This is a genomic window from Shewanella aquimarina (assembly GCF_023349185.1).
GTDB classification, from domain to species: domain Bacteria; phylum Pseudomonadota; class Gammaproteobacteria; order Enterobacterales; family Shewanellaceae; genus Shewanella; species Shewanella aquimarina.
Genome location: NZ_JAKIKY010000009.1, coordinates 175,964 through 200,665, shown reverse-complemented (window position 1 = coordinate 200,665; position 24,702 = coordinate 175,964). Strand labels below are relative to the sequence as shown.

The window sequence follows — 24,702 nt, the reverse complement described above, 5'->3', positions numbered from 1 at the left end:
TGCATTGAGGCCGTTTCCACGGCATTCGGCCTCTTTCCTATTTGAGGAGTCCTAGAGATGATGTCTCGCTTTTTTTCTCATATCGAAGAGGTGGTACTTAACGCCTTGATCACCGCAATGACCCTGTTGGTCTTTGTCGAGGTGATCGCTCGTTTCTTCTTTAACACAGGTTTCTTGTGGATCCAGGAGCTGACGCTCACCATCTGCGGCTGGTTCGTGCTATTTGGCATGTCCTATGGCGTCAAGGTCGGCGCCCACATAGGGGTCGATGCCTTTGTCAAAAAACTGCCTAGAAGGGGACGTAAGTATACCGCCATCTTGGCCGTCACTATCTGCTTAGTCTACTGCGGCATGTTCTTATTCGGCAGCTGGGAATACCTGGCAAAGATGTATCAGATCGGTGTGCCGATGGAAGATATTGACCTGCCCCACTTTCTCATCGGCGGATTAGACGGTGACTTTGCCTGGGAATACCTGCGCATCGACGTCGAGGAGCCGGCCGTCCCCCTGTGGATCTCCCAAAGCATACTGCTTATCGGCTTTATTCTGCTTACCTGGCGCTTTTTGCAACTTGCTCTGGCCATCATCACCGACAAGACAGATGGCTTCGCCTTCGCCGATGAGGCCAAGGAGAGCATGCACCTTATCGATCAAGAGGCTCAGGCCGACGACAAACAGCCTGGAGATGAAAAATAATGACTATAGCAACCCTCTTTCTCAGCCTGTTTATCTGTATGCTGCTGGGCATGCCCATCGCCATCGCGCTTGGTTTTTCCAGCATGCTGACCATATTGCTCTTCTCCGATGATTCATTAGCCTCGGTGGCATTGAAACTCTATGAATCCACCTCGGAGCATTACACCCTGCTGGCGATCCCCTTCTTCATTCTGTCGTCGGCCTTCCTGTCTACCGGCGGCGTCGCCCGGCGCATCATCGACTTCGCCATGGACAGCGTGGGCCACATCCGCGGTGGCCTAGCCATGGCCTCTGTGATGGCCTGCATGTTGTTTGCCGCGGTATCGGGCTCATCGCCCGCCACGGTCGCCGCCATCGGCTCTATCGTCATCGTCGGCATGGTGCGGGCCGGCTACCCAGAGAAATTTGCCGCTGGGGTGATCACCACCTCGGGCACCCTGGGGATCCTGATCCCGCCCTCTATCGTCATGCTGGTGTATGCGGCAGCAACCGAAGTTTCTGCGGCGCGCATGTTCATGGCGGGGCTTATCCCCGGTCTGATGATGGGCCTCTTGTTGATGCTCGCCATCTATATCGTGGCCCGCATCAAGAAGCTGCCTTCAAGGCCCTTCCCCGGTTTTCGCCCCCTGGCCATATCGAGCGCGAAGGCGATGGGTGGCCTTGCACTGATCCTCATCGTACTGGGCTCCATCTACGGCGGTATCGCCAGCCCGACCGAGGCGGCAGCCGTCGCCTGCGTCTACGCCTATTTCATCGCGGTATTTGGTTATCGCGACATAGGCCCACTGAAAAACGTCAGCTGGCGCGATAGCGGCGAGTCGCTGCCAAGAGCCGTGCTGCGTAACCTGGGCTTTATGGTGCTCGCTGTGTTCAAGACCCCGGCCGACAAGGAGATACGCCACGTGGTGCGCGATGGCGCCAAGGTCAGCATCATGCTGCTGTTCATCATCGCCAACGCAATGCTGTTCGCCCATGTGCTGACCACAGAGCGTATTCCGCATCTGATCGCCGAGACCATAGTGGGCATGGGACTACCCGTTTGGGGTTTCCTCATCATAGTCAACTTGCTGCTACTGGCCGCGGGAAACTTCATGGAGCCATCGGCCATCTTGCTGATCATGGCGCCTATCTTGTTCCCCATAGCCACCCAGCTGGGGATAGATCCTATCCATCTTGGCATCATCATGGTGGTCAACATGGAAATCGGCATGCTAACGCCGCCCGTAGGCCTCAACCTGTTTGTCACCGCGGGGATAACCGGCCGCAGCATGGGATGGGTGATCCAATCTTGTGTCCCTTGGCTGGCACTGCTGCTCTTCTTCCTGGTGCTGATCACATATATTCCGCAGATCTCCCTGTTCCTGCCTGAATACATTGATAAGTTAAACGGTTATTAAAACACTTGATTTTGCTTAACAATTGGGCGAGTCTGAAACGGGTTATTAACAACTCCCTTTCAGGCTCGCTTTTTCAATTGGACATGCCTTTTATGTCGAAAATGATAACAAGAAGAAAATACCTCGGCGTCGGCTTCATCATACTACTTGGCCTCGCCTTTACCCTGCGCGTCGCCTACTGGTTCCATCTGGAACATGGCTATGAGATGACGCGGCAACAATCCAACGCTCAGATGAAAGAGCTGCTCAGCTTCCTCTCTGGCTCCCTCAGTCGTTATGAGAGCATTCCCCATGTACTCTCGACCAACCCACTGCTGGCAAGCGCGCTGTTACAGCAAGACGATCCCGATACCATCACGCAGCTCAATCGCTATCTGGAAGAGATCCAGAGCATCACAGAGGCGCTGGACATCTATCTGGTGAATGTAAACGGCGACGCCATCGCCGCCAGTAACTGGCAGCAGAGCTACTCCTTTATCGGCAAGAACTATGCCTTCAGGCCCTACTTCAAGGACGCCATCGAAGGCAAGATGGGACGCTATTTCGCGGTCGGTACCAGCTCAAACAAACGCGGTTACTACTTCTCCTATCCCATCTATAGCCATGGTTATCCAGTGACACCCAGCCAGGACGAGGCCAAGGTGTTAGGCGCTATCGTGGTGAAGGTCGATGTCACCGAGATAGAGCAGCAGAGTACGGGCATGGCCAGAGGCAGCAACTACGAGTTCGCTATCAGCGACCCGGACCATATCATCTTCCTCTCCAGCCGACCGGAATGGCGCCTCACCGCGCTAACACCAGTGACTCATCAGCTCAAACAGCGTATCGAGACATCGAGACGCTACGCCAATCGTGACATCAGGCCGCTGGCGATCGAGCCGCCCTTTGCCGCCTCACTGGCAGCAGACTACCGGATTTACCAGATTGGCAAGGATAAGCAAGGCGCCGAATTTATGGATAACGCCGCCTTCATGAGCGATGCCGACTGGCAGGTGCATATCCTCTCGCCGATGGCGCCCATCTACCGCTCGCTGCCGCCGCTGCTCCTGCTCTATGGCGCCCTCTACCTGCTGTGCGCGCTGGCGCTCTTGTTCGCCATAGAGAAGCGTAAGAATACCCGCCGCATGCGCCAGGCCCACGAGCAGCTAGAGCAGAGGGTCAAGGAGCGCACCCAGGCGCTAGAAACTAGCCATCAGCAGCTGAAGGAAGCCCAGGATGAGTTGATCCAGGCCGCCAAGCTCACAGTGATCGGCAGCCTGTCGGCCAGCATCAACCATGAGATCAACCAGCCGCTGGCGGCGATTCGTAGCTATGCACAGAACACCCAGACACTGCTCTCCCGCGCCAAGTGGGATGATGTCTCCAGCAACATAATGACCATCATAGAGCTGACCGATCGGCTGGCGGCCATAGTGTCGCAATTTAAGAGCTTTACCCGCAAGAGCAAGGGCAATGACAAGGCGATTAGCGTGGCACAATGCATCAAGGATGCCCTGACAATCATCCAGCCAGAGGTGGACAAACAGGGGATCGATCTCGTGCTGAACAATACAGAGTGTGAGACGCTCATCTGGGGTGACCCGATTAGGCTGCAGCAGGTGTTGATCAACCTGATGAGCAATGCCATGGTCGCCATGCGCGCCTGCAGCCCGAAACAGCTGATCATCAGCGTCGTGGTGAGCAATCGTCTGGAGATCACCATAGAAGATACGGGCACAGGCATAGACGAGAGCCAGATGCAGAAGATTTTCGACCCCTACTACACCAGCTCGCGCCAGGGGCTGGGCCTGGGGCTATCTATCTCCAGGCGCATCGTCGAGGCGATGCAGGGTAAGATAAGCGTTGCCAATCGAGAGCAAGGCGGCGCCATCTTCCAGATCACACTGCCCATACATGCGTCAGGAAACTAACTATGCAGAATCAAGTTTTTAATCAATACGATATCTTAATCGTCGATGACGAGCCTCTGATTGGCTCGGCGCTGGTGCAGCTGTTTGAACTAGAATCCTACCGCGCCCTAGCCCTCACCGACGCCAAACAGATTGGCCTTGGCCTGCCCGACAACTGGCCCGGCATAGTGATCTCCGACGTCAACATGCCGGATATCGACGGCCTCTCCTTGATGCGCACCCTGCTGGCCCAGGACAAGGATATTCCCATCATACTGCTGACTGGACACGGCGATATCGCCATGGCGGTGCAGGCGCTGAAACAGGGTGCCTATGATTTTATCGAGAAACCCTTTAACAACGAGCATATGCTGGATATCGCCAAGCGCGCGCTGGATAAACGTGCGCTGACCCTGGAAAACCGCAGCCTAAAACGCGAGCTGGAATCCCAGAGCACGCCGGGGCCGCGTATCTTGGGCCACAGCCCGGGGATCAAGCAGATGCGCCACATCATCCATCAGGTGATCGATATGCCTGCCGATGTATTGATCGAAGGCGAGACGGGCACGGGCAAGGAGCTGGTCGCCCGCTACCTGCACGACCACAGCCCTAGAGCCGAGGCCAACTTCGTCGCCATCAACTGCGGCGCTATCCCCGAGACCATCATAGAGAGCGAGCTGTTTGGCGCCGAATCTGGCGCCTTCACCGGCGCCGATAAGACACGTATCGGTAAGTTCGAGTATGCCAATGGCGGCACCCTGTTTCTCGATGAGATCGAGAGCACGCCACTCTCCCTGCAGGTGAAACTGCTAAGGGTGCTGGAAGATAGGAAGGTGGAGCGCCTCGGCTCCAACAAGAGCATAAACCTGGATATTCGCATCATTGCCGCCACTAAGGTGGATCTCAAGAGCCTGTGCGACACAGGTGAATTTCGCCAGGATCTCCTCTATCGTCTCAATCTGGTGACTGTGCCTATTCCGGCCCTGAGAGAGCGCCGCGAAGATATTGGCCTGCTGTTCCTGCATTTTGCCCGGGTCGCCTCGGCCCGCTATCACAAGGCGCTAATCCCTCTGACGGCGGAATATACGGCCCAGCTGGTCTCCCACGACTGGCCCGGCAATGTCAGGGAGCTGCGTAATCTGGCCGAGCGCTACGTGCTCCTAGGCCCTGAGGCGGCCTTTGCCACCTCTCTGGGACAGAGCAGTCAACTCAATGCCAACATGTCGCTGCAGCAGCGGGTGGAGTTTTTCGAGCGCCTGCTGATCGAAGAGGCGCTGAGTAACAACAAGGGCAGCATCAAGCTCACCATGGAGCAGTTGGAGCTGCCACGTAAGACCCTCTATGACAAGATGCAGAAGTTCGGCCTCAACCGAAAGACCTTTATCAACTAAGTCCGCAAACACATTAGCCCTTTAGCCCGCCGCATCCAATAGCGGCGTGCGCGGCCTGTGGGTGCGTTGCAGCATCACTACGATAAAAATCACGCCGCTAAGCAGGGTCAGGCTGCCGCCGACCACACCGCTCCAGCCCCAATGCTGCCAGAACGGCAACAAGTAAGGCCCACCGAGCGCCGCCCCCAGATAGTAGCTACACAGGTAGAGCGCCGTGGCCTTGGCCCTGTGCTGCTGGGCGCGCTGCGCCACCCAGGCGTTGCAGACGCTGTGGAAGGTAAAGAAGCCGAAGCTCGATAGCAGGAAACCGATAACGATGGCGCTGCTGGTATCCCCTAAGGTGACCAGGCTGCCGACACACATCATCACCGCCGAGAGGATAAACAGCGGCTGGCGTCCCAGGCGCGTCACCCACTTGGCCGAGCGAAACGAGGCATAGGTGCCGCTCAGATAACAGAGGAAGATCAGCGTCACCTGAAACTTGCCCCAGTGAAACGGTGCCTGCATCAGGTGCAGCTGAATATAGCTAAACTGATTGACCATCACCATGAAGGCCAGCGCGCCGAGAAGATAGAGCTTCACCAGGGTGGCATCGCCAAGGTGCAGGCCAAACCCCTTAAGATCGGCAAGCCCGAAGCCACTCTTGTGTTGACGGCGACGGATCCGCACCCGGTCGAGGCGCGGCAATAACAGTAACACGCCCACCACGCCAGCAAGGGTCAAAACACTCACCAACCCCATGGCCTCTACCCAGCTCAGATACTTAGTCATCAGGCCGCCAATCAGGCGCCCCGCGATGCCGCCTAAGCTATTGGCCCCGATATAGATGGCTCCGGCCTTGAGCAGCACGCTGGTATCGAGCAGATCCTTAAAATAGGCCATGGCGATGGCGGGCACAGCCGCCAGCAGTATCCCCTGAAAAAGCCTTACCGCCACCAGCGCCGAGAAATCCTGCACCCAGATCAACATGATATCCGCCACCACCAACAGGGCCAGGCTCCACAGCAGCGGCTTACGCCTGCCGAACTTGTCCGACAGAGTGGCATAGAAGAGCAGCGCAAAGGCCATGGAGAAGCTGGTCACCGACAGCAACAGGGTGGCATGGGCCGGCGACACGTGAAAACTGGTTGCGATCAGCGGCAACATTCCCTGCACCATATACAGGTTGATGTAGATCACCACAGAGGCCAGCGACAGGCCCCAGATCAGACGAAGTTGTAATGCACGGCTGGCGGTCATGATTTCGCGCTCAAAAGGAGAGATAGACACAGGCTAGCACCGGCGCTAACATAACAAAAATAGATTATATATATGATGTCAATAATATTTTGTTATCGACGATTCAAGGTTCAAACCGATAGCAATGCGCCTTTAAGCGACAAGGCTTCACCCGGGGTGGTAAAACATGGATATCAAACAGCTTAGGCAGTTAGAGGCGCTCGCGACTCGGGGCAGTTTTACCCTGGCGGCCAAGCAGCTCAACATCGCCCAGCCCGCCCTGAGTCAGGGGATAAAACGTCTCGAAGAGTCCCTCGGGGTCACGCTTATCAATCGCAACAAGCACTACCGCGGCCAGGACGGCAGCCGTCTCACTCTCACCGCCGAGGGCGAGGCACTGGCGCAACACGCCAGGCTGATCCTCAAGCAGGTCAAACAGGCCGAGGCCCATATTAAGTCGATGGCCAACCTCACCAAGGGCGAGGTGCGCATCGCAGTGCCGGGCATGCTGGGGTCCTACTACCTGCCCTCGCGCCTGATGGCCTTCAGGCACAGGTATCCGGATCTTAAGCTGTCACTGTTTGAAGGCGGCACCCGCGACAGCCTGCGGATGTTGCAAAACGAAGAGGTGGATATCGCCATCATCACGGGGCAAGACCTGCAGCCTAACTTCGACAGCCATCTGCTGCTCAGGGAGCAGATGGTGGTGGCCGTGGGTGAGGATCACCCGTTGGCGGAGCACTCGGGGATCACCCTGGAGCAGTTCTTCGAGCAGGAACTGGTGATGTTTAAGCCCGGCTATTTCCACCGCGAATGGATGTTGTCTCAAGCCAAGGCGCTGGATCTCGAGGTCAATATCGCCTTCGAGACCAACCTTATCAACCTGATTAAACAGGTGGTCGCCCAGGGCTTTGCCATCACAAGTGTGCTAGAGATGGTGATCGAGGCAAGAGATCCCATCCGCGCCATCCCCTTCTCACCTGCGGTGCATCTGGACCTGCATATTGCCTGGAATAGAGAACGCCCCATCGGGCTGGCCGACAGGGCGTTCGTCGAGTTTTTGATGAATAACCCTTAGCGGCATGCTAAGGGCCTAGTCACCTAGATGGCATCCGCCTGGCGCTCGGGCGCCGCCAACAGGAAGGCCTCTAGCTTATGGCAGTTGTCCCAGATACGGCGAATGTTGGGATAAGCGCCTAAGTCGACCTTGAAACGATTGGCGTTATAGACCTGAGGGATCAAGCAGAGATCCGCCAGGGTCACCTCATCGCCATAGCAGTAGGTGCCGGCATGCTTTTCCAGCTGCTTCTCGAACGCGCTAAAGCCCTGGTGGATCCAGTGATGGTACCAGGCATTCTTAGCGTCCTCGTCCAGCGCCAGGGTATTGGTCAGATACTGCAACACCTTGAGGTTATTCAGAGGGTGGACCTCACAGGCGATAGAGAGCGCCATGGCGCGCACCTCGGCCCTCGCCTTGGGCGTCTTTGGCAACATCAAGGTGCCGCCATACTGCTCGTCGAGATATTCGATGATCGCCAGCGACTGAGACAAGACAAATTCGTTGTCGCCCTCGATCAGGGTTGGCACCAGCTCCTGGGGATTGAGCGCAGCGTACTCAGGCAGGTGCTGCTCGCCGCCATTCTTCACCAGATGCACGGATTCGAGCTCTGCATCCAGTCCCTTCAAATTCAATGCGATACGCACCCGATAAGCGGCGCTGGAGCGCCAGTAGCCCAATAATTTCATCACACAGCTCCTCTGTTTCCTTGGCACTAACCTGCCTTTACTTACGGCGGTTACAAAAACGGGGCAACCTTGGCTGCCCCGATATCGGTAATAAAGCCGATAATTACCCTTTGTACTCGACCACCTGCTGGTCGATGGCACCGAAGATGGAATTATCGTTCTCATCCAGCATCTCGATACGCACGCGATCGCCGAAACGCATAAATGAAGTCGATGGCTTACCGTCGCTAATGGTCTCCAACATACGGGTCTCGGCCAGACAGCTAGAGCCAGCACTGCGATCATAGTTAGAGATGGTGCCCGAGCCTATGATGGCGCCGGCGCCCAGTGGGCGAGTCTTGGTGAAATGGGCGATCAACTGACTGAAGTTAAAGGTCATGTCGACGCCACAGTTTGGCTTGCCGAACAGCTCGTTGTTCAGGTGAGTGATCAGCGGTAGGTGCACCTTAGACTCATGCCACTTGTCACCCAGTTCATCCGGGGTCACGGCCACAGGCGAGAAGCTGCTCGATGGCTTAGACTGGAAGAAACCAAAGCCCTTGGCCAACTCGGCAGGGATCAGGTTGCGCAGCGACACGTCATTCACCAGCATCAGAAGCTTGATATGCTTCTCTGCCGACGCCTCATCTATGCCCATAGGCACGTCATCGGTGATCACCGCTACTTCAGATTCGAAGTCTATGCCCCACTCTTCGCTGGCCAGCTCGATATCCGCCTTAGGGGCGATAAAGCTGTCAGACCCGCCTTGGTAAACCAGAGGATCTGTCCAAAAAGACTCTGGCATCTCGGCGCCGCGGGCCTTACGCACCAACTCAACGTGGTTAACATAAGCACTACCGTCGGCCCACTGGTAGGCACGTGGTAGCGGCGACAGACACTTGCTCTCGTCGAAGTCGACCGCGTTGTCGAGCACGCCTTGGTTTAGCGCCTCATAAAGCTCTTGCAGTTGCGGCTGAAGCAGATCCCAGGCGTCGAGCAGCTGCTGCATGGTGTGCGCTATGGCTGGTACGGCAACAGCCTTGGTTAGATCCTTACTCACAAGCATCAGCTGACCGTCGCGACGGCCGTTGTTATAACTTGCTAACTTCATACCCACTCCTATCGAATTCTTCTCTTGTCAGACCCAAGGGGCAACCCGTTGGGTCTGGGACTATCAATTTGGCATAGAAATACCCTATGCGCCTCAAGATAGGAATAGCGTGATACAAATCACACTCCTTCCCTCAACAATCAATTTTGTAAATAATTCATTACAGACAGAAATTGCCCCAAATCCATGGGGTTTCGGCCTTGTCTCCGCCTAGAAAACCGCCAGCCAACTGGCAATAAGGTTTTACATCCCTTTTTGCTTGCTGATCTTATATTCCCTCAGCTTGTTAGCGATGGCCGTATGGGACACCCCGAGCTTCTTCGCCAGCTGACGGGTGCTCGGATAAGCCGGATAGAGGCGTCTTAGCAGACTCGCCTCAAACTGCTTCATCGCCTGATCCAGACTGCCCTCAAACTGATGATCGAAATAGCCAAAGCCCTCGGCATATGACGGTAGCTTGAGCTGATCCACCGTCAGCTCCGCCGAGCCATCCCACATGGATACCGCACGGAAGATGGCGTTTTTCAGCTGGCGCACGTTACCCGGCCAGGCGTAGCCCAGCAGATGCTCACGGCATGGGGCCGAGATACGGCGAATCGGGATCGACAGCTGCTGGCTATAATGCTCGAGGAACATCTCGGTCAGGGGGATCACATCCACCTTGCGCTCGCGGAGCGAGGGCATATGGAAGCTCAGCACATGGATACGATAGTAGAGATCTTCGCGGAACTCCCCAGTCTGGCACAGCTCGGCCAGGTTCTTCTGGGTCGAACAGATGATGCGCACATCCGAGCGCACCTCCACATCGCCGCCCACACGGCGGAAGGTGCCATCCTGCAGCAGACGCAGTAGCTTGACCTGGGCCGCCTTCGACATCTCGGCGATCTCGTCTAGGAAGACTGTGCCGCCCTTAGCCTCCTCGAAGAAGCCGCGCTTGACCACCTCGCCGCCGCTGACGTAACCAAAGAGCTCCTCTTCGGCGGCGCTATCTGGCATGGCGGCGCAGTTAATGGCAATAAAGGGATGCTCGCGGCGCATGCTGGCATCGTGACAAGCTCTGGCCATCAGCTCCTTGCCCGTGCCGGTTTCGCCGGTGATCAGCAGAGGCGCATCGAGCTGCGCCATGCGTCTGGCCTGCACCAGCACCTCTTTCATCTTGTCGCTGACCGCCAGCACATTCTCAAAGCCTGTGGTCTGATTCTGTAGGGCGTTAAATTGCTTGCCGACCCGCGCAGGCGACTTGAGCGACACCACGGCGCCGGCCAAGATGGTCTTGTCGTTCTCGTCGGGCAGATAGATGGGGAGCATCTCGGCCAGGTATTCGCTCTGACCAATGTTGACCCGGGTGGCCTGGGCCAGCACCAAAGGCTCGCTGAGCCAACGATTGAAGTTAAAGCCTTGTACCCAATGGTTCAGCGGTTCGTCGAGCACCTCGTGCTCGCCCATGTTAACCGTCATCAGCGCCGACTCGTTGACGATGCGAATTCGCCCCTTGACGTCGATGGAGAAGACAGAATCCGGCAGCGTCTTCAACAAGGTCTTGAGCGCGTAATGCTCCTGCTCGGAGGGCATGAATGACACGGTGCGCACGTCGTGCACCCCTTCCACCTTCCTGATTAACGGCAGCAGCTCGCTGAGCACATCGAAGTTAACTTCAGCAAACTGCAGATAGAGAAATCCCTGATTACTGGCGTCGATGGCTATCAGGTTAATGCCATAGCCTTCGAGGATCACCAGAATGTCTTTTGCTAGACCCACGCGGTCGATGCAACTTACTTCTAAGCGCATACCCTTTCGTCCCTTTTTATATTTATTACTTCACGGTTTTTGGGATTATCGCGAGCATGGTTGCGTCTCATGCCAGAAAAAGTGTGACACGCCACGCATAAATGCCGATAAAACGCCTATACGTTAGTGTGTAATGAGATTTGTGGCAAGAGTTGTTTACACCAGATTCGAGAAGCGACCAAAAAAACAGCGCCATAGCTAGGCTATGACGCTGTTTTTAAGCCAATTTTAACTTAATCCAATAACTGGTCTGTCTTGGCCGCCATGATGAAATCGTTGCGGTGCAGCCCCTTGATCGAATGAGACCACCAGGTCACGGTGACCTTGCCCCATTCGGTTAGAATGCCAGGATGATGGAACTCTTTCTCGGCTAAGTCTGCTAATTTATTGGTAAATTCCATCGCCAGCTTAAAGTTTTTAAACTTATAGACACGCTCAAGCTGCATGATGCCGTCACGTACCTCGACGCCCCAGTCTGGGATCATGCGGATCAGCTCGGCCAACTCGGCATCGGTCACCTTAGGTGCGTCGGCCTGACAGGCTTCGCATTTCATTTGGGCTAATTCAGTCATACTTCTTCCTTCTTGTTTTCTTAACTGGCTTTAACTGGCTTTCGATTTTGGCTCAAACATAGGGGCATGAAGGCCGAGCTGGCGTGCCTTAGTCACGGCGCCCATGATGTCCATTTTGACGATTTCGTCTAAATAATCAATTGAATCAATAGCATAATAAATAGGCTGCATGATATCGATGCGATAAGGTGTCCTTAAGATATCAATGAGATCAAAAGGCTTCACCACAGGCGTATCGCTCATGGCGTAAAGGGTCTCACCGGGCGAGCTCAATATGCCACCGCCATAGATCTTCAGCTCATCGTTGGCCTGACGGATCAAACCAAACTCCACGGTGAACCAGTAGAGTCTGGCGAGAAAGACACGCTCCTCTTTCGAGGCGGCCAGACCCAACTTACCATATTCGTGAGAGAAACGGGCAAATGAGGGATTGGTCAGCAGCGGGCAGTGACCAAAGATCTCGTGAAAGATATCGGGCTCCTGCAGGTAGTCGAACTCCTCCTTGCTGCGGATAAAGGTGGCGACCGGAAACTCCTGGTTCGCCAGCAGCTGGAAAAACTTCTCGAACGAGATCAGCGCCGGCACGGCGGCCGTCTTCCAACCTGTGGCCTGTTGCAGCACAGCGTCTATTTCGCCGAGCTGCGGGATGCGATCTGCAGGCAAGGCAAGATCTTCGAGCCCTTTCAGATAGGCATCACAGGCATAGTGGGGCAAATTGCCCTTCTGTCTGTCGTACAGCGCTTGCCAGATCTCATTTTCATTGTCAGGGTATTGGATGAACCCTTGGCTATCAGGCAGTCTGGCCTGATACTTGGTTTGTTTACTCATGATAAATACAACACAAATGACTGCTCCTGCCTCCATATTTGACTAAACGCCAGAGTTTGTTAACAGGATCACACTTTATAATTTGGCTGCCGCGCCGCCCGAGATGTAACCTAAAATTTACACCAGCTTCACACTTGAAAATTAAATCCAGTTAAATAAATAGGTTACCTTAAATTCGCCATGTAACACTCTCGACACAAATGCCGACTTTAACATCAATTTCATCTGTTTAGCCCGCTGGGACAATATTGTGTAAAGGTCTTTTTCATCACCTATTGCATCCCAAACTAGCAAACATCAGCATCACCTTTGCTCATCACCAGATCGCTAACGCCATAATCTTTGGGCAAGAGCCAAGAACACACCGGTCAAAGCGCCTAAATCTCCTGACTTTTCATATCCTTTTTATTAGAATAAAAGAGCATTTGCGCAGCCAAAGTTGAATTCGCGCTACGCCATCACGGGGTTGGCAGGGATTTTGCCGACGACCTCAAAATATTAGTATCAGATTTACAACGGGATAAAGATTAATGACGATTTTAGTCACGGGTGGCGCAGGCTACATAGGTAGCCATACTGTCGTTGAGCTACTTAATGATGATCAACAGGTAGTCATCATAGACAATTTAAGCAACTCCAGCGTCGAAGCCCTAGTAAGGGTCGAGCAGATCACAGGCAAGGCGGTCACCTTCTATCAGGGCGACGTGCTCAACAAGGCCTTCCTGCAGAAGGTGTTTACCGACCATGATATAGACGCAGTGATCCATTTTGCCGGTCTTAAGGCGGTTGGCGAGTCAGTGGCCCAACCGCTACGCTATTATGAAAACAATGTCACCGGTACCTTAGTGCTATGTGAGGTAATGGCCGAGTTTAATGTGAAAAACCTGGTGTTTAGCTCATCGGCTACTGTCTATGGCGACCCGGCCTCGCTGCCCATTACGGAAGACTTCCCCACAGGCGCCACCAATCCCTACGGCCAGTCTAAGTTGATGGTCGAACATATCCTCAAGGATCTGCACCACTCAGACAGCAGCTGGAACATCGCCAGACTGCGTTACTTCAACCCTGTGGGCGCCCACGAGAGCGGACTCATCGGCGAAGATCCCAACGATATTCCCAACAACCTGATGCCATTTATCGCACAGGTCGCCGTGGGTAAGCGTGAGAAGCTCAGCGTCTTCGGCGACGACTACGACACCCATGACGGCACAGGAGTACGCGACTATATCCATGTGGTCGATCTGGCCAAGGGCCACTTAAAAGCGCTTGAAAAACTCAACACAGCACCTGGACTGGTCACCTATAACCTGGGCACAGGCCAGGGCTATAGCGTACTGGATATGGTCAAGGCGTTCGAGAAGGCCTGCGGCCATACCATCGCCTACCAGATATCACCCCGTCGCCCCGGCGATATCGCCGCCTGCTACGCCGACCCGTACAAGGCGCAGACAGAGCTAAACTGGCAAGCCACCCACACCATAGAAGATATGGCCAACAGCAGCTGGCACTGGCAGTCCTCTAACCCGAATGGCTACAAGGCCTAAATCAACCTCAGGGGGCTTAGCCCCCTATTTGATAGCAAGTGAATCTATGAGCAATCGTATCAACCAAAGCCGCCGTAACCTCTTCAGTCGCCGCAAGAGCCAAGTGATCCGCCCCCCTTGGAGCCGCACAGATGTAGAGTTTACCGATATCTGTACCCGCTGCGATAAGTGTATCGATGCCTGTGAGACGAAAATCCTCTCCCGGGGCGATGGTGGTTTTCCCGAGGTCAGCTTCAGTCAGGACGAGTGCACCTTCTGTGGCGACTGCGTCAAGGCCTGTCCCGAGCCGCTATTTACCGATATCGAAGACACCCCGTGGGAGATAAAAGCCAGTATCGATCAGAGCTGCCTGGCCAACAGCGGCATCTGGTGCCAGACCTGCAAAGATGCCTGCGACCCCAGGGCCATCAGCTTTACCGCCAGCATAGGCCAGGCCCCCAAGCCTGTGGTCGACACCGAACTGTGCAACGGCTGCGGCGCCTGTGTCGCGCCCTGCCCCAACCAATCGATCAAACTCAGCTAACCACTAGAGTCAAGATTGCCAAAAAACTGACAGGCTGTGCCAAATATTAGTGGTTTTGTTGCACAAAGTTTAAGGGTAATATTGGGCAAAACAGGCAAAAAAGTTAATCATTATGTTTGGAAAGAAAAATAACAAAGCAGGTCTCACCTTCATTGCGCAAGGGACTAAATTATCAGGGGAAACTCATTTTGCCGGAGAGGCTCTTATCGGCGGCGAGCTTCAGGGAAAGATCAGCGCTACCGGTAAGCTAACTATCGAAGTCGATGGCTATATCGAAGGCGAGCTGCAGTGTAAGGAGATTAAGGTCTCTGGTGCATTTAAGGGCAAGATGAAGTGTGAAAAGCTGAACATCACCAGCACGGGCAGCGTCGAGGGCGAGATCGCCTGTAACTCGATGGAGATCTTCGAAGGCGGTCAGTTTATCGGTATGCGCGTTCGAGAAGAGGTCGCCCTGCTTGCCAGCGAACCAGATACCCAAGTGATTAACACTAGTACCAAACCTGCCACCAAATCTGAAACCGAAACCAATGCCGAGCCTGAGGCCGAGTCTCAGCTCGACAATTATTTTAAAGAGCTAACTAAATCAGCCTAATACGAGCCGGATGAGTAAAGCCCCATCTGATTACAGTAACATCTAATTTCGGTAAAAGTTAAGCTAACAAGGCCACACTATTGTGTGGCCTTGTTTTTATATTCCCGAACCAGCGCAATAAACTCCCGCGGCGATCTGTCTAAACAATCTTCCGGCAGGTAAACATGGTAACCAAGCTGGGCGTTGAGCTGCATGCAGCGCCGGGCGAACATTGCCTGTACCCCACTCAAGTCACAGCCTTCTAGGGTGATCGGCGTGAACTCTGAGTTAAGATAGTGCTCAAGGTCCGCAAGCTCACCATCTAGGTTCAGGGAGGAGATCAGCAGCGGACGCTGCTCGCTCAATAGCCCGGTCGCCAGCCTGGGCGGAATATCGTCGATAAGCGGCAACAGGGATTTCAGCCTGACACCTATGTAGGGCAGGTCATGGCTATCAAACGACTGAATGCTGCGGGGGATATCGACCCGTTGAATGTTATCCCACTCAAGATAGATACTCCCCCTATGATGGTGATACACCAATCCCCTGGGCCTCAACTCTATGCTCACCTCGGGTTGCATCCATTTGGCTATCCCGAGAACGGTAAAGATCATGCCGAAGATGAAGCTGACCATCCCTGGTCCCATCAGGGCTCTGGAGGCGACAAACATCATCAGGGCACACACCAAGGCGATGGCACCAATCAGGGTAAAGGTGCGCGCGTTACGCTTGGTTACCGCGCGAATAACGATAGATTCTTGCTCCATACGCTCCAAGTACTTCTCCAGGCGCCCTTAGCGCCTCTGTGCTGATGCCTCGCTAAGCTAGGCAACTCAATCAGACAGCGAAAATTTAATCTTTAGCCAGGTCTGACCCAAATATTCATGGATAGAACGCTGGGAGGCTAACAGATTACGGGCATCCAGTTGCCACCAGTAGCCGCCCCGAGCGATAAAGTCTGCCGGCGCCCCCTGAGGATTCATGCCTGCCAGATGGAAGATCATCATGGCTCTTGGCAGATGAGTGGCCGAGGTGACCAGCCTAAAAGGCCTCTCACCTATCTCCCACTTGAGAAACTCCGCCTCTTCCAGGGTATCCTTGGCCAGCGGAAACTGGATAATCTGCTCTGGCTTCACCCCGAGTTCCATCGCCGCATTAGCCATCACCTGGGCCTGCGGCACTTCGTCGCTACCGCCCCAGCCGCTGACCACTAGCTGACAGTCCTGGCCTAGGCTGAGTTGTCTCACGCCTTCGGTGAGACGAGCCAGCGCCGTGGCAGAGAGTTGCAAGGTGGCGCGATCGGCAATAGTCGAGTCATGACCACTGCCCAGCACCATCACCACGCAGGCGTTTTCAATCGGGTCGTTATTGACTGGGTATTGCCCTTCGAGCGATGCGGTCAATTGATAACTGCCCCATTGACTGCTCAGCAGCAACAAGAGGGTAAAAGAGAGAGTGATCAGCGCCTTAACAAACTTTCTGCGCCGCAGGATCAGAATCGAGATAAACAGACAAAATACCGACAGAGGGATCGGCATTAAGAGTTGTGAAATCAGTTTTTTTACCCAGAACATGGCTATCCTTGCCCCTATGCTTTGCCCCCAATGAAAAGTGGGGGCAAGTGTAACCTAGGGTTGCAAGGAAGTCATTAGCAGAGAAAGTCATTACCAGAGCCAGGCTGCGCCGCGAACCCCGGATGAGCCCCCATACATGTTTTTCACCACGGGGGTGCGGCATTCACCGCCCAGCACGTACTTTGACAAGACTTCGGGCAATCTCGGGTAGATGGCGTCAATATTTGAGACGCCGCCGCCCAGAACAATAATGTCAGGGTCGAGCATGTTGATCATGTGGGCCAGCGAGCGCGCCAAACGGTCGATAAAGCGCTCAAATGCCGCAGTTGCCAATGCTTCGCCCTCCTCCATACGACGGGCGATTTCGATACCGCTCGGAGCATCGCCACCGGCGGCCTTATAGTCGCGCACAAAGCCGGTGCCGGAGATAAAGGTTTCGATGCAGTCTTTGTTGCCGCAGAAGCATTCGGTCGAGTTAAACTCGTCGGGCGTCATCCAGGGCAGCGGATTATGGCCCCACTCACCACCGATGCCATTGCCACCACCATGTACCTTGCCGTTGATGGCGATACCGCCGCCGCAGCCAGTGCCTATGATCACCCCAAACACCAACCCCTTACCTGCGGCTGCTCCATCTGTCGCCTCGGAAACGGCGAAACAGTTGGCATCATTGGCCACCCGCACCTCGCGCTCAAGGCGTGCACCGAGATCCAGATCCAGGGGGTGACCGTTGATCCAGGTAGAGTTGGCATTCTTAACTAAGCCTGAGAAGGGGGAAATCACGCCGGGAATACCTACGCCCACACTGCCTGTCTGCCCCAGGCTAGTTTCCGCCTCATTGACGAGCGATTCGATGGCATCCAGGGTCGCATTATATTCACGCGGTGTGGGGATCCGCTTCCTAAACAGCTCCTTACCGGCTTCACTCAGGGCCACCAGCTCAATCTTAGTGCCCCCCAGGTCTACACCCATTCTCATCATACTCTGCTCCAATCTTCTTCTCGTTATCTAATACCAATCCGAGTAAATAGCTGACCATCCTAGCTTGTTAAAACGTCCGATAACTGCGTTAGTATTTTTGATTGTAGAATAACTACTTATCGAAAAAACCTGCCTTGTTTTCAAACGTTCTTGTTACGCTATTGTTGCTCACTTACTGTGAATGCTATTGCTTATCGCCCCAATGCTTTGCGGTGGCGATAAAATAGGGATTTAAAATCGCTTCTTTCTGGTTATAGTCCAGCACCTGGCCGTTATCGGCGTTCACCACCTTGCCACCGACACTCTCCAATACCGCCTGCGCGGCCGCCGTGTCCCACTCACTGGTGAGCCCGAGACGCGGATAGATATCCGCCTTACCCTCGGCCAATAGGCAAAACTTTAACGAACTGCCGATGCTGGTCATTTCATGCTCGCCTAAAGTCTCAAGGTAAGCTGCAAGGCCTGGGCTCACATGGGAACGACTGCCGACAACCCTGGGAACGCTCGGCGCCGCGCTAACCAGTTGGTTCAAATCGGTTAACCCATCGGCACTGGCCAGCCAGGCACCGAGATGCAGGGCGCCGTAATAACACTTGTCCAGCACGGGGGCATAGACCACACCAGCCATGGCGCGCCCCTTGTCGATAAAGGCGATGTTAACGGTAAATTCGCCGTTACGCTTGATGAACTCCTTGGTGCCATCCAGCGGATCGATCAGCCAATATTGCTGCCACTGTTTGCGGGTCTCCCAGGGAATATCGGCGGCCTCTTCGGACATCACGGGGATCTCCGGAGTCAAACGAACCAGCGCCTCGACAATCACCTTGTGGCTGGCCAGATCGGCAGCAGTCACTGGGCTATCATCGGCCTTGGCCTGAACATCCATCTGTTCGCTGGCATAAACCTGCATGATGGCCTCGCCCGCGGCCTTGGCAATCTCGACCAACTCACCTAACCATTCTTGCTTAAATATATGACTCACAATATAAATTCTCTTCGCCCTAGATTGCCTTAGTATGCCATCTCTGGGCCTAAGAATTTAATAACAATTTGATCATACTTTTCGTAAAAGATACTAAGCTAGCGGCGCGGCGGTGAAAAGCCTTTCCCCTCGCCTTGCATTCGTATTCAACTTTCCTCCAAGCTTGTTAGCTAGCCGAAAAGCGAGTTACAAACCGATAACCTTTCACCCTCATACTCATGCAAATCCATCACCCTGAACTCACCCTTAGGTTACCTAAAAGTCACCTCAGCAACACAAAGAAACCAATCAACTTGATTTACTTAGCACATATCGATATTTCCCTTGTTAATTAGCCGATTAATCATAATATTCGCGCAAAAGTTCAACCGATAAAGATGACCTGATGAAGCGATACCTAACCGTTCCCCTCCTACTGATTAGCTGCCATTCGGCCTATGCCGCCTGGTGGATAGAACCGACAGACCTGCCCCTGCGCGCCGACATTCAACTGCTCGCCGATACTGGGGTGATTAAGCAGCCGGTAACCACCTATCCCCTGATGTGGGCGGGGCTCAAACAAGATCTCGATAACGCCCAGTTGCCCGACCTCTCCCCTGCTCAAGGGGCGGCCTACGACAGAGTCATGAGCGCCTATGCCAGAGACCATCGAGGTGTCAGTACCCGTATCGGCCTGGGCGCTGCCACAGACAGCGCACGCTTCTTGGGCTTTGGTCATGATTATCGAGATAAGGCTGAAGCCAAGGTGGATCTGGAGGTCACAAAGGAGTGGTTTAGCGGACGCCTCTCGGCCAGCTACCATCAAGACCCCATAGATGGTAACAGCAGCCGACTGGATAACAGCTTCGCCGCCATCAGCCTGGGCAACTGGATCATCAGCGCCGGTGCGCAGCAAAAATATTGGGGGCCGGGCTGGGACACGGGCCTGCTTCAGACCACCAACGCCCGACCTATGCCGGGCATTACCTTGAGCCGTAACAACAGCGCCGCCTTCGAATCACCTTGGCTAAGCTGGGTAGGCCCCTGGACCTTCACCACCAGCTTCAGCCAGATGGAGAGCGACCGCTTCGTACCCGATGCCAAACATTGGGGCGCCCGTGGCACACTTAGACCCATCTCAAAACTGGAGGTCGGCTTCTCTTGGACCATGCAGTGGGGCGGCGAGGGTTATGGCAACAGCCTAAGTGACTGGTGGGATGGTCTGTTTAACGGCGGGAAATCAGAAAACGAGATAGATAACGGCCAGGAAAATATGCTCGCGGGTTATGACTTTCGCTGGTCCGACACCGCCTTCGGCATTCCCTATGGCATCTACTTCGAGCGAACCCATGAAGACTATCACCATGACAAGAACAAGCTGATCAATGCGGCCAATTTGGGGGGCATAGACTTCATGCTTCAAGGACTTAACACACGAGTCTTTATCGAATATGCAGATACCAAGGTGGCCTGTGGCATCGACCCTAATGCCTATAACTGTCTTTACGAGCATGGCTTCTACCAGAGTGGCTATCGCTACTACGGCAGGAGTCTGGGCAGCACCTATGATAACGATTCAGAGACCTTGGTCCTCGGCGGTATCACCCAGCTGGGCGACGGCCACAGCATCACCAATAAGCTGCGCTGGCTAAGGCTCAACACCGATGGTATCGACACTGGCAATGACACCGGCGGCAACCCCGTCTCCCCCGGTGAATATGAGCGTGTCTATCAGTTCGATACCAGCTACCACAGACCCTGGCAACAGGGCACGCTCAAGCTCGGCGGCACTGTGAGTTATCGCCAGTTTGTCCATAACGGCGGTCACGACTGGGACACCAGCCTGTATGCCCTGTGGGAGAGGCGCTTCTAAACCGAAAATTATGTTAATGCAAGGGCTTGGATAGGGGAAAAGAGTCGATGATTATGGCGCCGAGTAGCTTCGGCGCCATATAAGATTGGATGACACAAGCGCCAGGCTTATTGCATCGCCGCCCCAAAGACTTAGGCGATAGACAATATCCCCTGCTGAGCGAGATAGTCCACCACCTGCTGCGCGCACTGCTCCACAGACTGCTCGGCGGTCTTGACGTGCACCTCTGGGCTCATTGGCGCCTCATAGGCCGAATCTATGCCGGTGAAATGTTTTATCTCTCCGGCGCGCGCCTTCTTGTAGAGCCCCTTGGGATCGCGCTGCTCGCACACCGCCAGCGGCGTATCGATAAAAACCTCGACAAACTGATGAGCTGACAAGAGATCTCTCACCAGCTGACGATCGGCGGCAAATGGCGAGATGAAGGCGGTCGACACCAGAGTCCCGGCATCGACAAACAACTTGGCCACCTCGCCGATACGGCGAATGTTCTCTACCCTGTCCTCATCGGAAAACCCGAGATCGCCATTGAGCCCATGGCGCACATTATCGCCATCGAGCACATAGGTCTTACAGCCCTTGTCATGCAGCAGACGATCGACCGCATTAGCCACAGTCGACTTGCCTGAACCACTCAGGCCGGTAAACCAGAGCACGGCCCCCTGATGGCCGTTGGCCTGCTCACGCTCCTCATGAGATACGCTGGCCTGATGCCACTGAACATCGCTAGATTTAACATGAACATCGACAGTATTATAGGGGGACATCGGCTTTCCTTAACAGGTTAACAGCAAAACAATTGGCATAGATGAGGTATCTCATCTATCGCCTAAAACGGGAAGAACACAGGTACGGCCAGCAAGACGATGGCACCATAGGTCAGGCTCACGGGCACGCCCACCTTAACAAAATCCATCAGGCGATAGCGACCTGCGTTATACACCATGAGGTTGGTCTGATAGCCATAGGGGCTGATGAAGCTGCCACTGGCGGCAAAAGCAACCGTCATCACAAATGGCAGGAAATCGACCCCGAAGCCCAGGGCAATGCTGTAGGCGATGGGAAACATCAGCGCCGCGGCGGCGTTATTGGTAATAAGCTCCGTCATCAGCCAAGTCGCCAAATAAACCAGCAGCAGGGCCAACATCAGATGCTGTTTGTCCGCAGTGCCCTCCACCCAATTGGCAACCATCTCTGCCACCCCGCTATTGACCAGGGCATGAGAGAGTAAGATGGCCGAGGCGACCACCAGCCAGATATCCACCGGGAAACGGCGCACCACCTCGTTAACATTGAGGCACTGGCTGAAGATCAACACACCCAGTAATAGCAGCATCCCCTGCAGCATCTCCACCACACCGGTGGCGGCCAGGACGAGTGTGAGCACGAAACCGCCGATGGAGATCCAGGCCTTCTTGCCGTTGATACGTGTCTCGGGCTCAACACCACTGATCACGATAAAGTTCTTGCTGATGTTGTGGCGGGTAAGGAAGTCCTTACCGACCGCCAGCACTAAAAAGTCACCGGCTTTAATCTGCACCTCACCGAGCTTACCGGAGATCTCTTCGCCATCACGGCGAATGGCCACCGCAGCGGCGTCAAACAGGGCGCGAAAGCCTGCCTTCTTCATGGTCTTGCCCACCAGCACACTTTCCTGTTTCACCACCACTTCGGTGAGGTTAGTGTCGAGCAGACCATTTTTTTCGGCAAACATCTCAAGGCCTGAGAACTGGCTGAGCTGCATCACCTTAGTGATATCGCCGCTGAAGATTAGTCTGTCGTCGAGTTGCAGTACCTCGGTGGGCGTGACCGGACTGATAAGGCGCCCGTTTCGCACCACCTCAACTAAGAACAGCGATTCGAGATGTCTCAGGCCATTATCTTCTACCGAGCGGCCGATGAGCTCTGAGCCCTCGACCACCTTGGCATCGATGAAATAACCTTTAGAGCAGGTCTCCTGGTGGGCGATATCGGGCAGCCAGCGTGACACCAAACGCAGTACCAGGCCGCAGCCCACAACCAGCAAGGCTCCTATGGCTGTAAAAGAGAAGAAAGAGAGCGACTGACCTGATGCATCAATCACCATACTGTTGACGATTAAGTTGGTCGAGGTACCGACCAGGGTCAGTGTGCCCCCCAGAATTGCCGCATAAGAAAGCGGTAGTAATAACTTACTTGCTACATGATGGGGGTTATTACGGATCGGCGACAACAAGGTGGCCACCACAGCTGTATTGTTGAGCAAGGCAGAGCTCAGCGCCGTCATGCCAAACAGACGCAGCCAGGTGGTGCGATAACCGCTCACAATCACCTTAGAGGCGATGACCCGCAATAGCCGGGTCTTCTCCAGCGCAAAAGAGCAGAGGATCAAGAGCACCAAGGTGACCAAACCCGGATTCGACATGCTGGAGAGTAGCTGCTCTTTAGTCACCAGGTTAAACGCCACCAACACCAGCAGGGTCACGCCAAATACCAGCGCCGGCCGGTTTTGAAAACGCACCAAGCCCGCGATAGTCGCGACAAAGATGGCAATGGTGAGATAAGCGTTAAATGTCATAGTATCCTATCTTGATCCGGCATCATGCTGCTGCGCTAATGCGAGCAGCATCGGTTTAGATTCGCTTATGCCTTGGAGATATCCTTAACACCCCAGTGCGGGAAATGCTTACGCACTAAGGCGTTCATCTCAAGCTCGAAGGCGGAGATCTCACGTTGCTTGCCCTTGCCTGCATCGATCGCCTTGCGGATCATCCCCGCGCCCACAGTCACATTGGTGAGCCTGTCGATGATGATAAAGGCGCCCGTTGCACGATTGTCGTCGTAGGCATCAAACTGCACAGGCTCGGTGACCGAGAAGTGACAGTTACCCATCTCGTTCAGCGCCAGTTGCTGGGTACTATGCTGGGTCAGGTGATTGATATCCACCTTGTAATTGATGGCATCGGCATAACCGTATACCGCCTTGCTGCCTAACTTGAGCGCATACTCTCGGTCGACACACAAGGGTTCTTCAGTCATCCACACCACATCGGCCTCAAAATGAGTGGTCGAATTGGGTTTATCGTGAGGACGCACCAACATGTCACCGCGGCTGATATCTATCTCATCGGTGAGCGTAAGGGTTACTGCCTGCCCCGCCACCGCTTTTTCAAGCTCACCATCGAAGGTGACGATAGACTTGATGCGGCTCTCTTTACCTGATGGCAAGGCGGCAATCGTATCGCCGACACGGATCTCACCCGACGCAACCGTGCCGCAGAAGCCTCTAAAGTCGAGGTTTGGACGATTGACATATTGCACCTGGAAACGGAATGACTCGCTTCTGTCCTGCTCCACAGAAACTGTATTGAGCAGTTTGATCAGCGTTGAGCCCGGGTACCAGGTCATGTTCTCGCTTTCGTTCACCACGTTGTCGCCCTTAAGCGCCGAGATCGGCACAAAGCGCACGTCGGTAAAGGCGAGATCTTTGGCAAACTCACGATAAGCCTTCTTGATCCCCTGATAGATACCCTGGTCATAGCCGACGGCGTCCATCTTATTGATGGCAATGATCACATGCTTAATGCCAAGCTGTGAGCAGATATAGCTGTGACGACGGGTCTGTACCTGCACCCCGTGACGGGCGTCGATCAGAATAATCGCCAGATCAGAGGTTGAGGCGCCTGTAGCCATGTTGCGGGTATACTGCTCGTGGCCTGGGGTGTCGGCAATGATGAATTTACGCTGCTCGGTGGCAAAATAGCGGTAGGCCACATCGATAGTGATCCCCTGCTCTCGTTCTGACTGCAAACCATCAACCAGCAAGGCCAAGTCAAAAGCCTCATCTGTGGTGTTAAAACGCTTAGAATCTTTCTCAATGGCCGCCATCTGATCTTCGAAGATCATCTTGCTATCGAACAACAAGCGTCCGATCAGGGTCGACTTACCATCGTCCACGCTGCCACAGGTCAAGATACGCAACATATCTTTGTTTTCGTGAAGCTTTAGGTAACCTTCAATGTCAGTCTGCAATAATGTGTTTTCAGTAGTCATGGTGTTTCTCGTATTCGTTATCTGCTGC

General features: G+C 54.4%; 22 protein-coding genes. 9 read left to right on the top strand and 13 right to left on the bottom strand.

Annotation, left to right across the window (positions count from 1 at the left end; all coding sequences use genetic code 11):
* The first annotated feature begins 57 nt into the window (after positions 1 to 57).
* The 4 genes from L2731_RS12905 (at position 58) to L2731_RS12890 (ending at position 5,373) form a co-directional block, all read left to right on the top strand.
* Positions 58 to 696: a TRAP transporter small permease gene (locus L2731_RS12905; protein ID WP_239850112.1), complete on the top strand. Its 639-nt coding sequence runs from the start codon at positions 58 to 60 to the stop codon at positions 694 to 696.
* Positions 696 to 2,093, top strand: a complete 1,398-nt coding sequence (locus L2731_RS12900; protein ID WP_249253489.1) for a TRAP transporter large permease — start codon at positions 696 to 698, stop codon at positions 2,091 to 2,093. Before L2731_RS12905 ends, L2731_RS12900 begins: the two co-directional genes overlap by 1 nt.
* A gap of 83 nt (positions 2,094 to 2,176) precedes the next feature.
* Positions 2,177 to 4,003: a sensor histidine kinase gene (locus tag L2731_RS12895; RefSeq protein ID WP_415837024.1), complete on the top strand. Its 1,827-nt coding sequence runs from the start codon at positions 2,177 to 2,179 to the stop codon at positions 4,001 to 4,003.
* Between the two features lie 2 nt (positions 4,004 to 4,005).
* Positions 4,006 to 5,373: a sigma-54-dependent transcriptional regulator gene (locus L2731_RS12890; protein WP_249253486.1), complete on the top strand. Its 1,368-nt coding sequence runs from the start codon at positions 4,006 to 4,008 to the stop codon at positions 5,371 to 5,373.
* Between the two features lie 21 nt (positions 5,374 to 5,394).
* Here L2731_RS12890 and L2731_RS12885 read toward each other — a convergent pair whose 3' ends face one another.
* Complete coding sequence (locus tag L2731_RS12885; RefSeq protein WP_249253504.1) at positions 5,395 to 6,612, bottom strand: MFS transporter; 1,218 nt, start codon at positions 6,610 to 6,612, stop codon at positions 5,395 to 5,397.
* 166 nt (positions 6,613 to 6,778) lie between these two features.
* On the opposite strand from L2731_RS12885, the gene L2731_RS12880 reads away from it, so the two are divergent.
* A complete protein-coding gene (locus tag L2731_RS12880) occupies positions 6,779 to 7,669 on the top strand; it encodes a LysR family transcriptional regulator (RefSeq protein WP_249253485.1) in 891 nt (296 codons plus the stop codon).
* 23 nt (positions 7,670 to 7,692) lie between these two features.
* Here the strand turns inward: L2731_RS12880 and maiA are convergent, their stop codons facing one another.
* The 5 genes from maiA to phhA form a co-directional block, all read right to left on the bottom strand.
* Positions 7,693 to 8,337, bottom strand: a complete 645-nt coding sequence (gene maiA, locus L2731_RS12875; protein WP_249253484.1) for a maleylacetoacetate isomerase — start codon at positions 8,335 to 8,337, stop codon at positions 7,693 to 7,695.
* Between the two features lie 103 nt (positions 8,338 to 8,440).
* Positions 8,441 to 9,427 (bottom strand): fumarylacetoacetate hydrolase family protein, encoded by a 987-nt coding sequence (locus tag L2731_RS12870; protein WP_249253483.1) that lies wholly within the window; start codon positions 9,425 to 9,427, stop codon positions 8,441 to 8,443.
* A gap of 243 nt (positions 9,428 to 9,670) precedes the next feature.
* Positions 9,671 to 11,215, bottom strand: a complete 1,545-nt coding sequence (gene tyrR, locus L2731_RS12865; RefSeq protein WP_011865236.1) for a transcriptional regulator TyrR — start codon at positions 11,213 to 11,215, stop codon at positions 9,671 to 9,673.
* A gap of 233 nt (positions 11,216 to 11,448) precedes the next feature.
* The gene (locus tag L2731_RS12860) at positions 11,449 to 11,787 is read right to left on the bottom strand and encodes a 4a-hydroxytetrahydrobiopterin dehydratase (protein ID WP_249253482.1); all 339 of its coding nucleotides are present in this window, start codon (positions 11,785 to 11,787) and stop codon (positions 11,449 to 11,451) included.
* Positions 11,788 to 11,817: 30 nt separating this feature from the next.
* Positions 11,818 to 12,615: a phenylalanine 4-monooxygenase gene (gene phhA, locus L2731_RS12855; RefSeq protein ID WP_249253481.1), complete on the bottom strand. Its 798-nt coding sequence runs from the start codon at positions 12,613 to 12,615 to the stop codon at positions 11,818 to 11,820.
* A gap of 530 nt (positions 12,616 to 13,145) precedes the next feature.
* Here phhA and galE point away from each other — a divergent pair.
* The 3 genes from galE to L2731_RS12840 all read left to right on the top strand — a co-directional run bounded on the left by galE (position 13,146) and on the right by L2731_RS12840 (position 15,274).
* Positions 13,146 to 14,159: a UDP-glucose 4-epimerase GalE gene (galE, locus tag L2731_RS12850; RefSeq protein WP_249253480.1), complete on the top strand. Its 1,014-nt coding sequence runs from the start codon at positions 13,146 to 13,148 to the stop codon at positions 14,157 to 14,159.
* A 46-nt stretch (positions 14,160 to 14,205) separates the two neighbouring features.
* Positions 14,206 to 14,682: a ferredoxin-type protein NapF gene (napF, locus tag L2731_RS12845; RefSeq protein ID WP_249253478.1), complete on the top strand. Its 477-nt coding sequence runs from the start codon at positions 14,206 to 14,208 to the stop codon at positions 14,680 to 14,682.
* 112 nt (positions 14,683 to 14,794) lie between these two features.
* Positions 14,795 to 15,274 (top strand): bactofilin family protein, encoded by a 480-nt coding sequence (locus L2731_RS12840; RefSeq protein WP_249253476.1) that lies wholly within the window; start codon positions 14,795 to 14,797, stop codon positions 15,272 to 15,274.
* 77 nt (positions 15,275 to 15,351) lie between these two features.
* Here the strand turns inward: L2731_RS12840 and L2731_RS12835 are convergent, their stop codons facing one another.
* The 4 genes from L2731_RS12835 to cysQ form a co-directional block, all read right to left on the bottom strand.
* Entirely contained in the window at positions 15,352 to 16,020 is a 669-nt protein-coding gene (locus L2731_RS12835; RefSeq protein WP_249253473.1) for a DUF2982 domain-containing protein, read from the bottom strand.
* Positions 16,021 to 16,086: 66 nt separating this feature from the next.
* A complete protein-coding gene (locus L2731_RS12830; protein WP_249253471.1) occupies positions 16,087 to 16,827 on the bottom strand; it encodes a YdcF family protein in 741 nt (246 codons plus the stop codon).
* Positions 16,828 to 16,917: 90 nt separating this feature from the next.
* Entirely contained in the window at positions 16,918 to 17,808 is an 891-nt protein-coding gene (mak, locus tag L2731_RS12825) for a fructokinase (RefSeq protein ID WP_249253469.1), read from the bottom strand.
* A 184-nt stretch (positions 17,809 to 17,992) separates the two neighbouring features.
* The gene (gene cysQ / locus L2731_RS12820) at positions 17,993 to 18,790 is read right to left on the bottom strand and encodes a 3'(2'),5'-bisphosphate nucleotidase CysQ (protein WP_249253467.1); all 798 of its coding nucleotides are present in this window, start codon (positions 18,788 to 18,790) and stop codon (positions 17,993 to 17,995) included.
* A gap of 385 nt (positions 18,791 to 19,175) precedes the next feature.
* Here cysQ and L2731_RS12815 point away from each other — a divergent pair, with 385 nt between their 5' ends.
* Positions 19,176 to 20,642, top strand: a complete 1,467-nt coding sequence (locus L2731_RS12815; protein ID WP_249253465.1) for a capsule assembly Wzi family protein — start codon at positions 19,176 to 19,178, stop codon at positions 20,640 to 20,642.
* A 131-nt stretch (positions 20,643 to 20,773) separates the two neighbouring features.
* Here the strand turns inward: L2731_RS12815 and cysC are convergent, their stop codons facing one another.
* The 3 genes from cysC to cysN form a co-directional block, all read right to left on the bottom strand.
* Positions 20,774 to 21,409 (bottom strand): adenylyl-sulfate kinase, encoded by a 636-nt coding sequence (gene cysC / locus L2731_RS12810; protein ID WP_249253463.1) that lies wholly within the window; start codon positions 21,407 to 21,409, stop codon positions 20,774 to 20,776.
* Between the two features lie 62 nt (positions 21,410 to 21,471).
* Positions 21,472 to 23,199, bottom strand: coding sequence for an SLC13 family permease (locus tag L2731_RS12805; RefSeq protein WP_249253461.1), 1,728 nt, complete (start codon positions 23,197 to 23,199; stop codon positions 21,472 to 21,474).
* 65 nt (positions 23,200 to 23,264) lie between these two features.
* The gene (gene cysN / locus L2731_RS12800; RefSeq protein ID WP_239884948.1) at positions 23,265 to 24,674 is read right to left on the bottom strand and encodes a sulfate adenylyltransferase subunit CysN; all 1,410 of its coding nucleotides are present in this window, start codon (positions 24,672 to 24,674) and stop codon (positions 23,265 to 23,267) included.
* Positions 24,675 to 24,702: the final 28 nt, after the last annotated feature.